General features: G+C 75.9%; 13 protein-coding genes and 1 riboswitch. Of the genes, 2 read left to right on the plus strand and 11 right to left on the minus strand.

The features are described 5' to 3' along the window. The 8 genes from HKK73_RS18530 to HKK73_RS18565 all read right to left on the minus strand — a co-directional run bounded on the left by HKK73_RS18530 (position 1) and on the right by HKK73_RS18565 (position 6,656). On the minus strand, positions 1-321 hold the full coding sequence (locus HKK73_RS18530; RefSeq protein ID WP_034652607.1) for a helix-turn-helix transcriptional regulator: 321 nt from the start codon (positions 319-321) through the stop codon (positions 1-3). Continuing rightward, on the minus strand, positions 318-803 hold the full coding sequence (locus HKK73_RS18535) for an SRPBCC domain-containing protein (protein WP_085386988.1): 486 nt from the start codon (positions 801-803) through the stop codon (positions 318-320). Before HKK73_RS18535 ends, HKK73_RS18530 begins: the two co-directional genes overlap by 4 nt. A 100-nt stretch (positions 804-903) precedes the next feature. Then, positions 904-1,281 carry a CrcB family protein gene (locus tag HKK73_RS18540; RefSeq protein ID WP_085386987.1) on the minus strand — a complete coding sequence of 126 codons (378 nt, stop codon included), beginning with the start codon at positions 1,279-1,281 and terminating at the stop codon, positions 904-906. Next, on the minus strand, positions 1,278-1,724 hold the full coding sequence (locus HKK73_RS18545) for a CrcB family protein (RefSeq protein WP_171468609.1): 447 nt from the start codon (positions 1,722-1,724) through the stop codon (positions 1,278-1,280). The genes HKK73_RS18540 and HKK73_RS18545 overlap by 4 nt, the downstream gene beginning before the upstream one ends. Further along, positions 1,712-2,272 (minus strand): universal stress protein, encoded by a 561-nt coding sequence (locus HKK73_RS18550; protein ID WP_061268133.1) that lies wholly within the window; start codon positions 2,270-2,272, stop codon positions 1,712-1,714. Before HKK73_RS18550 ends, HKK73_RS18545 begins: the two co-directional genes overlap by 13 nt. A gap of 41 nt (positions 2,273-2,313) precedes the next feature. Continuing rightward, positions 2,314-2,388, minus strand: a riboswitch (Fluoride riboswitch). Between the two features lie 25 nt (positions 2,389-2,413). After that, entirely contained in the window at positions 2,414-3,808 is a 1,395-nt protein-coding gene (locus HKK73_RS18555) for a hypothetical protein (protein ID WP_171468610.1), read from the minus strand. 81 nt (positions 3,809-3,889) lie between these two features. After that, complete coding sequence (locus HKK73_RS18560; RefSeq protein WP_043654685.1) at positions 3,890-5,161, minus strand: arginine deiminase; 1,272 nt, start codon at positions 5,159-5,161, stop codon at positions 3,890-3,892. A 43-nt stretch (positions 5,162-5,204) separates the two neighbouring features. Further along, a complete protein-coding gene (locus HKK73_RS18565) occupies positions 5,205-6,656 on the minus strand; it encodes a basic amino acid/polyamine antiporter (RefSeq protein WP_043654682.1) in 1,452 nt (483 codons plus the stop codon). A gap of 283 nt (positions 6,657-6,939) precedes the next feature. Between HKK73_RS18565 and HKK73_RS18570 the strand changes: the two genes are divergently transcribed. Next, positions 6,940-7,371: a hypothetical protein gene (locus HKK73_RS18570; RefSeq protein ID WP_043654679.1), complete on the plus strand. Its 432-nt coding sequence runs from the start codon at positions 6,940-6,942 to the stop codon at positions 7,369-7,371. Positions 7,372-7,387: 16 nt separating this feature from the next. On the opposite strand, the gene HKK73_RS18575 is transcribed toward HKK73_RS18570, so the two are convergent. Further along, positions 7,388-8,047, minus strand: a complete 660-nt coding sequence (locus tag HKK73_RS18575) for a GntR family transcriptional regulator (protein ID WP_034653870.1) — start codon at positions 8,045-8,047, stop codon at positions 7,388-7,390. A 90-nt stretch (positions 8,048-8,137) separates the two neighbouring features. Here HKK73_RS18575 and HKK73_RS18580 point away from each other — a divergent pair, with 90 nt between their 5' ends. After that, positions 8,138-9,226 carry a DUF1080 domain-containing protein gene (locus tag HKK73_RS18580; protein WP_171468611.1) on the plus strand — a complete coding sequence of 363 codons (1,089 nt, stop codon included), beginning with the start codon at positions 8,138-8,140 and terminating at the stop codon, positions 9,224-9,226. Positions 9,227-9,239: 13 nt separating this feature from the next. Here HKK73_RS18580 and HKK73_RS18585 read toward each other — a convergent pair whose 3' ends face one another. Continuing rightward, positions 9,240-12,662, minus strand: a complete 3,423-nt coding sequence (locus HKK73_RS18585) for a GH36-type glycosyl hydrolase domain-containing protein (protein ID WP_171468612.1) — start codon at positions 12,660-12,662, stop codon at positions 9,240-9,242. Beyond that, on the minus strand, positions 12,659-13,396 hold the full coding sequence (locus tag HKK73_RS18590; protein WP_081895914.1) for a TetR/AcrR family transcriptional regulator: 738 nt from the start codon (positions 13,394-13,396) through the stop codon (positions 12,659-12,661). The genes HKK73_RS18585 and HKK73_RS18590 overlap by 4 nt, the downstream gene beginning before the upstream one ends. Positions 13,397-13,506: the final 110 nt, after the last annotated feature.

Raw genomic sequence — 13,506 nt, forward strand, 5'->3', positions numbered from 1 at the left:
CTACGCCTCCGCGATCCGCTTGATCGCCGCGAGCCGGCGGTCCCACGCCGCGCCGATGGCCTCGAGGGCGCGCGCGGTCTCGCCGAGCCGCGTCCCGACGGCCCGGTGCCGGACCTCGCGCCCGACGCGCACCGACTCGACGAGCCCGACCTCCGCGAGCACGGCGAGGTGCTTCGCGATGGCCTGCCGGCTCACGGGGAGCCGCTCGGCGAGCGCGGACGCCGAGAGGTCCGCGCTGCCGAGCTCCTGGAGGATCCGCCACCGGGTGTCGTCCGCGAGCGCGGAGAACACGGGGGCGAGCTCCGTCGCCGCTGCGCTCACGCGTGCCCGCCCTCGGCCGCGAGAGCGCCCTCGAGGAGCTCGACGAGCTCGTCGAGCTCGCTCGTCCACCCCTGCCGGTGGCTCTCGAGCAGCTCCTCGGGGTCGGCGGTGCGCTCGAACCCGGTCTCGACGACGCGCAGGACGGTCGTCGGGCCCTGGGGCTCGAGCGTGAAGCGCGCGACGGTCGACGTCGTCTCGTCCACGGGCTGCCCCACCGGGGTCCCCCACCGGAAGGCGAAGGTCGTCGTGGGGTCGTACTCCTCGATCCGCACCTGGACGTCGGGGACGTCGGGCCAGCTGAACACCCCCTCGCCACCGACGCGCAGGTCGGGCAGGGACGTGCGCTGACCGAACCAGCGGCTGATGAGGTCCTCCTGGGTGAGCGCCGCCCAGACGCGGGCAGCCGGGGCGTCGATCGTCACGGTCCGGGAGACGGTGTACGACGCCGGGTCGACGACGGCCGGCTCGTTGGTGGTGGTCATGGTGCGTCCTCTCCGTGGGGAAGGTCTCGCTGTGCAACTCCACAGTTGCACAGCGCCGGGTCGAGGCGCAACCCCCGGGTTGCACCGGGCCCGCGACGACTCACCCTCCCCCGAGCGCGATCCCCGCCACGGCGGCCGCGAGGCACACGAGCAGCATCCCCAGCGCGTGCACGAGCGCGACCGCGCCGCGGCCCGCGAGCAGGAGCCGCGCCCCCTCGACCGACGCCGTCGAGAACGTGGAGTACCCGCCGAGGAACCCGACGCCGAGCACCGCCACGACGTCCCCCCGGCCCGGGTGCGTCGCCCCCCACCCCGTGAGCAGCCCCAGCAGGAAGCACGCCGTCACGTTGACCACGAGGGTGCCGAGCGGCGTCGACCAGCGGTTGTGCCGCGCGACGACCGTGTCGAGGAGGAACCTCGAGGCCGCACCGAGCCCGCCCGCGACGGCGACGAGCAGCAGGTCGGGGACCCCCGTCACCGCGCGCCACCGCCCCGGGCGACGCGCCGCCGTCGGGCCGCGGCCGCGAGCGCGACGCCGCCCACCGCCGCCGCGACCCCCAGCGCGACGCTCCCCAGCGCGTAGGCCGCGCCGAGGGCGGAGTGCCCGCCGCTCGCGAGGCGCTCGACCTCGACGACGAACGTCGAGTACGTCGTGAAGCCGCCGAGCACGCCCGTGCCGCACCCGAGCCGGACGGCCCGGCGCCGGCCCGAGTCGGGGCCCGCGCGCAGCAGCGTCTCGAGCAGCGCGCCGAGCACGAACGAGCCGACGAGGTTGATCCAGAACGTCGTCCAGGGCCACGCGCCCGGCCGGGGCGCGAACGCCTGCTCGAGCAGCGCGCGCGCCGTCGTGCCGACCGCTCCCCCGGCCGCGACGAGGCCCGCGAGCGCGAGCAGCGGGGGCCGGCGCGTCACCTCTCCCACGGGGTGCGGATCTCCTTCCAGTCCACGACGGCGAGCGGGACCGTGAGCACGGGACGGTGCTGGTGGTGGGCCAGGTGCACCGCGACCGACCCCTCGACGAGCTCGCGCACGTGCGCGAGCGAGCCCGGCGCGCGCGAGCCGACGACGATCACCGCCGCGTCGACGGCGCGCGCGAGGTGGGTCAGCGCGCGGTCGGGCCGCCCCGCGAGGTAGCGCAGCTCCCACGGCACGCGTGCTCCCGCGAGCTCCGCGCCGACCTCGGCGCGCAGGCGCTCGGCGGTGCCCTGCCAGGCGTCGTCGGCGGAGTCCGGGTCGAGGGGCGCGTGCGTCACGGACCCGTCCGGGTGCTCCTCGACCACGGCGCGCGACGCGTCGGCGTACGCCGCGACGAGCCGGGACCCGGCGGCGTCCGCCCAGGCCGCCGCCGTGCGGACGACGAGCGGGTCACCGCCCGGGACGACGCCCACCACCACGGCGTGCCCCGCGAACGGGACCATCCGGTCGAGCGCGGGCTGGGGCACCGCTCCCGCGTGCGGCCGTGCTCTCATGCGGCCTCCTCCCGCGGGCAACGTCCTGCCCGCCGACGTGCGACGAGTCAGGAACCATCAGCCCGGGCGGCGGTTCGGGCGGCTGCGCCCCGGCGGGATCCATCACCGCTCCCCAGCGTAGCCAGCGCCGGGACGGTCCGCTCAGCCGGCCTTGGGCTTCGCGAACTTCTTCTCGTCGAACGACTTCGCCAGCTCGTGGTCGGTGACGACGAACCCGACCGCCTGCGCGACCGGGAGCACCTGGTCGCGCTCCAGGCCGTCGTCGATCCCGAGCCGGTACATGATCACGACGGTGCCCGTGCTCAGCATGACCGACGGCGCATCCCCGTCGTCGAGGATCGCGTACGAGCCCTGGAACCCGGGCTGCGGGACGGCCGCGGCGAGGGTCGGGTGGGCCGGGCCGGTCGTGTCGGCCAGGGGGTCGCCCTCCGGCGCGTCGTTGAACGCCGCGGCGGCACGCTCGGCCTCCTCCTTCGATCCGACGTCCAGCACGACGACGTCGAGCGCGACGGTCGGGCCGTCGTCGGACACGACGCGGGCCTCGAACCCCGCCTGGCACGAGCCCGCGAGGGCCTGGATCGCAGGGATCGCGGGGACGTCGTCGCACGCGAAGTCCCGCCGCGCCACGAGGGCGATGCGGTCGTCGTTGACGAGGTAGTCGTTGTCGGAGAAGTACGCCCACGACATCGGCGCGAGCTCGGGGCCCTTCTCCGGGTCCATCTCCGCGCCCGCGCGGTACTCCTGCGCGAGCCACGGCTCGTCGTCCGTGACGTCGGTGTCCGCGGGGTCCTCGGTCTCCTCCGGCTCCGGCTCCGTCGGCGCGTCCGACGTCGCGGGCGCCTGCTCGGCCGTGGTCGGCCCGGGGTCGGGCGCGGCGTCGTCGCGCAGCCCGAGCCACACGCCGAGGGCGCCCGCGACGAGCCCGAACGCGCCCAACCCGGCGAGGACCGGCACGAGCCACGGGCGACGGCCGCGGCCCGGCGGCGTCGCGTACGGGGAGAAGCCGTACGGGTCCGACGGCGTCGCGGTCGCCGTCGGGACGACCGTCGCGTCGTCGGGCGCGCCGTAGCCCGGGCCGGACGGCGCCCCGTACGGCGCGGACGGGCTGCCGTACGAAGCCGTGGGGTGGGTGCCGTGCGGCGGGGCGCCGTAGGGCGCGCCGGGCGCGCCCGCGTACGCCCCGGGCGGCGGCGCGGTGTGCCCGGACGGCGGGGGTGCGGTGTGGCCCGACGACGTCGCGCCGGGCGGCCACGTCGCGCCGGTCTCCGCGGGAGGCCAGGTCGCGCCCGTGTCCGCCGGCGGGAGCGTCGCGTGCGGGTCCGGGCCGCGGTACCCCTGCGGCGCGGGCGGCGCCCCGCGCTGCCCGTACGGGTCCGTGCCGTACGGGACCTGGGCGTGGGGCTGCCCCGGTCCGGGCGGGGGCGGCGGGGGCGGCGTCCCGCCCGGGGTCGCGGCGCCGTCGTCCCCGTACCGCCGCGGCGGCCGCATGACGGTCTGGTCGTCGACCGGCTCGTACGGCTCGGTGGGGTCGGACATCGGGCGGGTCCTCTCGTCGTGGGCGGCTCGTGCAGGGTATCCCGGGAGCCGCGCCGCGCCGGTGGTCCGCCGAGCGGCGTCTCAGTCGAGCGGGTCGCGCGCGATGGGGCACGTCATGCAGTGCCCGCCGCCCCGGCCGCGCCCGAGCTCCGCCCCGACGATCGTCACGACCTCGACGCCGGCGCGCCGCAGCGCCGCGTTGGTCAGGGTGTTGCGGTCGTAGGTGACGACGACGCCCGGCTCGATGGCGACGGCGTTGTTCCCCGAGTCCCACTGCTGCCGCTCGGACGCGTACGCGTCGCCCGCCGTCTCGACGACGCGCAGCGCGGGCAGGTCCAGGGCGCGCGCCACCACGTCGACGAAGGGGGTGTCGCCCTCGTCGGTGATCTCGACGCCCGGCGCACGGTCCGACGGCCGCAGCGTGAAGGTGTGGATGCCGTCGACGATCGCCGGGTGCACCGTGACGAGGTCGCGGTCCGCGAACGTGAACACGGTGTCGAGGTGCATCGCCGCGCGCAGCCGCGGCATGCCCGCGACGACGACCTGCTCCGCCGCGCCCGCCTCGAACAGCGCCTTCGCGAGCTGCGAGATCGCCTGGCGCGACGTGCGCTCGCTCATCCCGACGAGCACCGCGCCGTTGCCCACCGGCATGACGTCGCCGCCCTCCAGCGTGGCCTGGCCCCAGTCCTGCTCCGGGTCGCCCCACCACACCGTCGACTCCCGGTACTCGGGGTGGAACGCGTAGACCGCCTTCATGAGGAGCGTCTCCTCCTGGCGCGCCGGCCAGTACAGGGGGTTGAGCGTCAGGCCGCCGTAGACCCAGCACGTGGTGTCGCGCGTGTACAGGGTGTTCGGCAGCGGCGGGAGCAGGTACTCGAACCCGCCCGTCGACTCGCGCGCGAGGTTCACGTAGCCGGTGCGGTAGTCGTCGGGCAGGTCGGTCGTCGCCAGGCCGCCCACGAGGAACCGCGCGAGCTCGCGCTCGCTCAGCGAGTCGAGGTAGGCCCGCGTGCCCTCGACGAGCCCCAGGCCCACCTGGTTCGGCACGACCTTGCGGTCGAGCACCCACGCCCGCGCCTCGGGGATCGCGAGTGTCTGCGCGAGGAGGTCGTGCAGCTCGACGACCTCGACGCCCCGGTTCGTCAGCTTGTTGACGAAGTCGAGGTGGTCGCGCTGGGCGGCCTCCACCCACATGACGTCGTCGAAGAGGAGGTCGTCGGAGTTCGTCGGGGTCAGCCGCTCGTGCGCGAGCCCCGGTGCGCAGACGAGGACCTTGCGCAGGCGCCCCACCTCCGAGTGGACGCCGTGCTGCGCGGGCGGGACGGTGGACGGGACGGCGGACGCGACGCTCATGGGTGCTCCCTCTCGGTGGTGCGGTCGGTACGGTCCGGTGGTCTCACAGCGACACCCACCCCGTCGCGAGCCCGACGACGGCGAGCACCGCGAGCGCCACGACGACGCCGAGCAGCGCGAGCTCCGCGGGCCCGAACGCCCGCCGCCCCTGCTCGCGGCGCGTCATGACGAAGAGGACGGTGACGGGCGCGTAGAAGACGAACGCGAGCAGCGCGAGGTCGAGCCCGGCCGCGAAGAGCAGGAACGCGGTGTACGCCGACGCGAGGACCGCCACGACGAGGTCGCCCGTCAGGGTGCGGGCGGGGGCGCCGTCGTACGTCTCGCGCGTGAGCCGCAGCCGCAGCGCGTAGAGCGCGGCCAGGAGGAACGGGATGAGGGTCATCGACGCGGTGAGGTCGAGCGCGAAGTCGAACGCGTCGTCGGAGAAGTACGTGACGACGAGGACCACCTGCGAGAGCGCCGTGCTGAGCAGCAGCGCGTTCACCGGGACGTCCTCCCGGCGCGTGCGGGTGAGGAACCGCGGCATGTCCCGGTCCTGGGCCGCGACGAAGAGGACCTCCGCCGCCATGAGGGTCCACGCGAGGTAGGCGCCCAGGACCGAGACGATCAGCCCGACGCCCACGAAGACGCTCCCCCACGGCCCGACCGCGGCCTCCAGCACGCCCGCCATCGACGGCTGGCGCAGCTCCGCGATCTCGGCCATCGGCAGGATCCCGTAGGACACGATCGTCACCGACGCGAAGATCGCGAGCACGCTCGTGAACCCGAGGATCGTCGCCCGCCCCACGTCCTCGCGGCGGCGCGCGTGCCGCGAGTAGACGCTCGCGCCCTCGACCCCGAGGAAGACGAACACGGTGACGAGCATGGTGTCGCGCACCTGGTCGAACAGCGACCCGGTGTACGAGGCGCCGTGGAGGTTCGCCGCGAAGACCGCGGGGTCGAACGCGAGCACGGCGAGCAGGACGAAGACGAGGATGGGCACGAGCTTGGCGATCGTGACGATCCGGTTGATCGCCGTCGCCTCCCGGATCCCCTGCCGCACGAGCGCGAAGAAGAGCCACAGCCCGACCGACGAGAGCACGAGCGCGAGCACCGTGTCCCCCGCGCCCAGGGCCGGAACCCATGCCCCGAGCGTCGACATGATGAGCACCCAGTACGTCACGTTGCCCACGCACGCGCTCGCCCAGTACCCGGCGGCGGCGTAGAAGCCCGTGAACTCCCCGAAGCCCGCCTTCGCGTACGCGTAGACCCCGGCGTCGAGCCCGGGCTTGCGGACCGCGAGCCGCTGGAAGACGAGGGCGAGCGTGAACATGCCCGCACCCGCGACGACCCACGCCACGAGCGCGCCCGCGACGCCCGTCTCCTGCGCGAAGCGGCGCGGGAGCGAGAAGACGCCCGCCCCGACCATGGAGCCCACGACCATCGCCGTGAGCGTGAGCACGGTGACCTTCGTGGTGCCGGACGTCGTGCCCTGCGCCGTGCCCTCAGCGGTCATGCCCCACGCCCCTCGCGCTCGCGTGCCGGCCCGCGCCGAGCGGCTCGGCGTCGCCGTGCTGACCCGGTCGATGATGGCAGCGTCGCGGGCGGGCCGCGCGTCGGGTGACGGGGTCCCCCGCGCGGCCTACCCCGGGCGCCGTACCCGCCGCCCGATCTCCTCCTCAGGGTGGACACGCGCGCGCGATCGGTACCAGTACGCTGCCGGTGGGTCGCCGGACACGGCAGGGGGGAACTGCTCGACCGACGAGTGACCGACCGTCGTCCGACCCACCTCACCGCACATGAACCTGCTCACCTGGACCGCCGTCGACCACCGGACCTGGCGTGCCCGCAGCGCCTCGCGCGAGTACGTCGTCCGGCGCGACGACACCGGCACCTGGACCCTCGACGGCCCCGGCCGCACGTGGGGCGCGCTGCCGAGCCTCGAGATCGCCCAGGAGGTCGCCTCGCTCGCCGACGAGGTCCACCACGACGACGACCGGATGACGAGCTATCGCGTCGTCACCGCCACGGGTGCGCGGCGCGGCGAGCCGTTCGGCGCCGAGACGGACGAGGACGCGCTCGACGTGCTGCGGGCCCGGCGCCGGGCCGGCAACCTCCCGCTCGCACCGTTCCGCCTGGAGACCTCCGACGGCCGCCTGGTCGGCGCGTGGGACAAGGCCGTCCAGATCCCGGCCCGGTCGGTCGGCGACGGGACGCCCGGGCCGGTCTGACGAGCCCGTCTGACGCTCAGGCCCGCGACGCGGCGCGACGCGACGCGAGCGCGGCCCGCCGCCGTCGGCTGCTCTCGACGTGGGCCGCGGCGAGCTCCGCGGCCCGGTCGCCGTCCCGGGCGCGCACCGCGTCGAACAGCGCCACGTGCTCGTGGGTGACGTCGGCGAGGTCGTCGTGCTGCGACAGGGCCCAGCGCATCCGGCTGCGGATGCCCTGCATCATGTCGTCGAGCAGCCGGTTGCCCGCGAGCGCCGTGACGATCTCGTGGAAGTCGGCGGCCGAGCGGCGCGACCCCACGGGGTCGGCCGCGCGCGCGCCCTCCTGCTCGCGGTAGAGCGCCGCGCGCAGGCGCTCCAGCCCCGACGGCTCGTGGCGCTCGGCGGCGAGGCGGAACGCGAGCGGCTCGAGCACGGTGCGGACCTCGTCCAGGTCGGCGAGGTCGGCGTCGGTGAACGCCCGCACGACGGCCCACGTGTGCGGGCGCAGCGCGACGAGCCCCTCCCCCTCCAGGACCTTGAGCGCGTCGCGCACGGGGATGCGGCTCACGCCGAACCCGGCGGCGAGGTCGCGCTCGACGAGGCGCGAGCCGGGCTCGCGCACGCCGTCGAGGATCTCGTCCCGCAGCCGGGACGCGACCCGCGCGGACTCCAGCACTCGCTCCTCGGCTCCGGCCACGCGTCGATTCTCGCACCGGCCCGGGTGCCGTTGAGAGCCCGCGCGGACCGTGCGAGGGTGGACGGGACCGCGTCGAACGAGGGAGTTCCGATGACGAGCACCACCCGTACCCCCGCCCGCCCGGCCCGCAGCCGGGGGCGCCGCGCCCGGGTCGCCGGGGCGACCGCCCTCGCCGCGGGGATCGCGCTCGCGGCGCCCGCCGCCGCGGTCGTGCCCGCCGCGGCACCCGCCGACGACGGCTACGAGGTGATCCTCGACGGCACGCCGGAGTCGTTCGACGCGTGGGAGTACGCGGGCGACGGCGGGTTCGACCGTCTCGACGACGGCACGGTGCGCAGCCGCGCCGGCGCGGGCGGCGGGTTCGGGACGCTCTGGTACCCGGTGCGCCAGTACGGCGACTTCTCGATGGTGGTCGAGTTCCGCGACGACGCCCCCGGCGACGCGCGCGCGAACAGCGGGATCCAGGTGCGGTTCCCCGACCTGTCCGGTCCGGTCGAGGGCTGCCCGACGACGTTCAACGGCAACGAGACGGGCAACCTGTCGTGGATCGCGGTCAACTGCGGCCACGAGATCCAGGTCAACGACTCCCCCGAGGGCGGCTCGAACGACCCGCGCAAGACGGGCTCGGTCTACGGGTTCGCCGACCTCGGCCTCGACGAGGCCCGGCCCACCGCCAAGGGCACGTGGAACGAGCTGGAGGTGCGCGTCGTCGGGCAGCACTACACGGTGATCCGCGACGGCGTGGTCATCAACGAGTACGAGAACCTGCCGGGCGTGCCGTTCCCCGACCGTCCGCTCGACCCGGACTCGAGCTCGCGCGGGCTCGTCGGGTACGTCGGCCTCCAGGCGCACGGCTCCGCGCCGGACGTCGTGTCGTTCCGCGAGGTGCGGGTCCGCGAGCTGCCGCCCGTCCACGTCGAGGCCGACGCGCGGTGCCTCGGCGGGACGGCGCACGTCGCCGTCCGTGCCGAGAACGTCGGGAGCGACCCGGTCGACGTCACGCTCGGCACGCCGGCCGGCGAGCGCACGTTCGACGCCGTGGCGCCGGGGCGCAACGCGTACCGCGCCTTCAGCGCCCGTGCGGCGTCGGTCGACGCGGGGACCGCGACGCTCACGGTCCCCGGCGCCGACGGCCCCGTGGTCGTCGAGACGCCCTACGCGGGCGTCGACTGCACCTGACCGGCGGCCGGGCCTACGACCCCGCGGGCACCGTGACCTCGACGTGCGCGGCGTCCCCGAGGTCGCGCGTCGCGACGACGACGCCGCGCTGCCGGTAGTCGCCGGTGCGCGCCGTCGTCGGGACGGGCGCGAGCGCGTCCGGGCCGCTCCCGGCGCGCACCCGCACGCCGTCCCCGGTCGCCGTGACGCGGTAGGCCACGCGGCGCGTGCGGCCGCCGAGGTCCAGGTCGACGGCGAGGCCGTCCGCGGCCGCGGGCAGCACGGGGTCGACGACGATCTCCCCGCCGCGCTCGGTCAGCCCGAGGACGCCCTGGACGAGCTGGCGCAGGTAGATGCCGGGGCCGCTGGAGTACACGCGCCACCCGCCGCGCACCCCGACGCTCCCGTCGCGGAGCCCGTCGAAGTCGCGCGCGAAGCTCTCGCGGTCGGGGAAGTCCGCGTCGCTCGACGAGAAGTAGGCGTTGCGCTGGCGCGGGGCGGCGTGCGCGAGGCGCCGGCCGAGATCGACCGGGCTGATGCGCAGCAGCTCGTCGAGCGCGCGGCCGCGGCCCAGGGCCGCGAGCGCCTCGACGTAGCGGATGTGCGCGTGCACGTACATGAGCCCGATCTCGCGGCCGACGTTCGCGGCCTGCTCGGCGCGCAGGAACGTGTGCGGCACGCCCTCGTCGAACGCGGCCGGGTGGTCCATGAGGCGCACGCCGTCGGGGAAGTGCAGGTGCTCCAGCACGAGTCGCTCGTGGTCCGCGGCCTCCTCGGGCGTGAGGATGCCCGCGATGATCGACTGCGTCATGGGGATGAGGCGGTACCGCATCCCGGAGACGGTGTCCGACGGGTGGATGACGAGCTCGTCGCCGTCGGCGCCGTGGCGCACGTACCCGGCGAGGACGCCGTCCACGAGGGCGCGCTCGCGCAGGTCCGCGCGGACCTCCGCCGCGAGCGTGCCCGCGCGCCCGGAGAGCGCGGCGAGGTCGTCTCGGCCGGCGGTCGTGCGGGCGAGCAGCTCCGCGGCCTGCACGAGCAGCGCGGAGGTCCACGTCGACGCCAGGTCGGTGCGCATCCGCGGGTCGGCGGGCTGCAGCGTGTCGTCCCAGTCGCCCTCGCCGTAGGCGGGCAGCGCCGTGCCGGGCAGGCGGTCGCGATCGAGGTGGTCGAGCAGGCGGGCCACGTGGTCGCGGACCGTCGCCGCGGCGTCGGGCCCCGAGGCGGCCGGGCGGCGCTGCTCGTGGTCCCAGAACGGGACGTGCTCGTCGAGCACGGCGAGGTCGCCGCTCGCCTCGAGGTACTGGGCGAGCGCGAACAGCGGCCACACCACGACGTCGCCGTGCGAGGAGTCGTTGTACCGCTCCGCGTAGGCGTCGAACATGAACCACTGCGGGAACTCGCCCCACGTGTGCTGGTGGGCCAGGACGCGCAGCACGATCTCGCGCGCGACGTCGTGGCGCCCGCCCGCGAGCGCGAGCTCGAACGGGCCCTGGCACACGTCGCGCGTGCCCCACGCCGCGCCTGAGTACTGCTCCAGGCCGTGCGGCACGAGGAAGTGGATCAGCGCGTCGTGCGCGTACCAGGGCACGAGGAGGTCGAGCTCCTGCGTCTCGACCGTCGCGTGCGGCGCGAACCGCAGCCCGCGCACGACGCCACGGACGGTCTCGACGTGGCGCGCGAGGGTCGCGTCGGCGTCCGCCAGGGGGTCGAGCGCGCCCGCGAGGAGCCCGAGCGCGGCGTCGGTCCCGCGCAGCGAGCCGGAGAGGGCGAGCGTGAGCGACCCGGTGCCGGTCGTGCTCGTGAGGCGGCGGGTCGTGCCGGACGCGGCGCCCTCGGCGCCGGCCTCCGAACCGTCCTCCTCGACGACCAGCCGCGCGGACGACGCCAGGGCGTACCGCAGGTCCGGGTAGTGCGCGTCGACGTCGCCGCCCGGCACGGGCCGCACCACGACGGCGTCGCCCGGGGCCGCGGGGACGTGCTCGACGAGCCAGCCGCCGGCCTCGTCCTCGAGCTCGAGGGTCGCGGTGACGTGCAGCGGGCGCTCGCAGCGCACGGCGACGTCGATGCGGTTCTCGCGGTCGTGCGCGACGGTCCGCACGTCGACCCGCCCGAGCGGCGTCTCGTAGAGCCAGCGGACGCCGCCGACGTCGAGCACGAGCGCGGACGGCAGGCCGAGGAGCCGGGGCCCGCGGCCGTCGTCGACGAGCACGCGCAGGCCGCTGCTGCGCAGGAGGTTGAGGTGGTGGCGGTGCACGGTCGCGAGGCGGTTCGCCGTGGTGTTGCCGAGCACGACGTGCGACGCGAAGACGCCGGGCGCGAACGCCGTCGTGGAGAGGACGTCGTCCGTGGGCAGCACGTCGTCGCCCGCCTTGAGCACGTGCCCGTGCGAGCGCTCGGTCACGGTGTCCTTGCGCGCGTCGACGACGTGCGTCCCCGTCGCGGTGAAGAACGACAGGAGCGTGCCGTCGGCGTCGCGCTCGGGCAGGAGCACGTCGTCGGGAGCGAGGCCGACGGCGGCGAGCAGCCCGGCCTCGTCGAGCTCGTCGCCCGCGAGGAGCGGCGCGTCGCGCAGCGCGGAGGCGGAGGGCGTGAAGCGCGCGGTCGGGCGGTCGGTGGCCGCGGCGGCGACCGCGGCGGCGGCCCAGCCGGACACCTCGTCGAGGTGGGCCGCGAGCGGCCCGGGCGCGTCGGCGTCGACCACGGTCACGGCGTGCACGCGCGCCGTCCCGGTCGAGAGGTCGAGCGGGCGCGAGACGAGCGTCGGCATCGCGTACTCGTACTGGAGCACGCCCGGCTGCACGGGCCCGAGCAGGCCGTGCGGCAGCCCGTCGCGCCGCGAGCGCGCGGTGAAGACCTGGAGAGAGTCCGTGAGGTGCGCGACGGCACCCTCGACGAGGAACGCGACCGCGAGCGGGAGGCGCGGCTGCGCGGACATGGTCTGCCGGCTGACGAGCACGGTCCCGGCGTCGGGGTGCTCGAGCGCGCGGTGCAGCAGGTACTGGCACACGTACGGCTCGCTCGACAGCGCCGCGGCGGGCGGCGCGAGCGCGAGGTCCTGCGCGTGCACGACGTCGTAGCGCGTCCCGGCGTCCGTCGCGGGGCCGGCCGTGAGGTCGACGCGCCAGACGAGCGTGCGCCCGTCGAGCGTGAGCGCGACGCGCGTGGCGAGCCCGAGCGCGGCGCCCGACCACACGACGCGGTCGGCGCCGACCTCGACCGCCGTCACGGCGGGTGCGGAGCCGGTGAGGCGCGCGACCTCGACCGTGCCGTCGGGGCGCGTGGCGCGCAGCAGGATGCCGCCGGGCATGCGGTCGTGCTCGCCCGGCAGGTACTGGTTCACGAGCAGGCCGTCCGTGCTGACGGCGCGCACGTCGCCGCCGCCGGTGAGCTCGACGGTCAGGCCGCCCGAGGTGAGCGTGGCGCGGGCGGGGGTCTCGGTCGCGGTGAGGGTCACGCGGTCTCCTGCTCGGTGGTGCGGGGCTCGGGTGCTGCGGGCGACGTGCCGTCGGGGCGCAGCAGCGCGAGGAACTGGTCGAAGAGGGCGACCATGTCGACGTTGTCGGGGTCGAGCAGCCACTGGAGCTGCAGGCCGTCCATGACGGCGGAGAAGAGCTGGCCGATCGCGGCCGGGTCGACCTCGGGGCGCAGCTCGCCCCGGGCGACGGCGTCCTGGAAGCGGGTGTCGTCCTGGTGGCGCAGCGCGCGGTAGCGGTCGCGGACGACGTCGTGCGCGGGGTGGGTCGCGTCGGTCGCCTCGGCGGCGACCACCACGTGGAGGGACACGAGGCCGGGCGTCTCGGCGTTGCGGCGCACCTGGTCGCGGATGGTCGTCAGCAGGTCGGCGCCGGCGGCCTCGTCCTCGCCGCGGCGCACCCGGTCGCGCCGGTCGCGCTCCTCCAGGGTCGCCGTGAGGAGGCCGGCCTTGCTGCCGAAGTGGTGCAGGAGCCCGGCCTCGGAGATCCCGACGCGGGCCGCGATCTCGCGCAGCGAGCTCCCGCGGAAGCCCTGCTCGCCGAACACCTCGACCGCCGTGCGGAGGATCTCGCGGCGGCGCTGCTCGCCGCGGACGATGCGGCGGTCGGGGAGGCCGGCCGCCGTCGTGCCGCGAGCGCCCGTCGCGGTCGTCGTCCTCGGGCCCCCGGCCGTCCCCGTCGTGGCGCCGCCACCTGCGGGGTCGCTCTCGTTCATCACCGTCTCCTTCGGCAGGTCTGTCGGCGCCAACGGTACGGCCTGGACGCCCCGGTTGAAAATACTAACCGAGCGCACGCTAAGGTAGTTTCCACAGCGGCTCACACGGA

It is taken from the genome of Cellulosimicrobium sp. 72-3 (assembly GCF_013127315.1).
Taxonomy (GTDB): Bacteria; Actinomycetota; Actinomycetes; order Actinomycetales; family Cellulomonadaceae; genus Cellulosimicrobium; species Cellulosimicrobium funkei.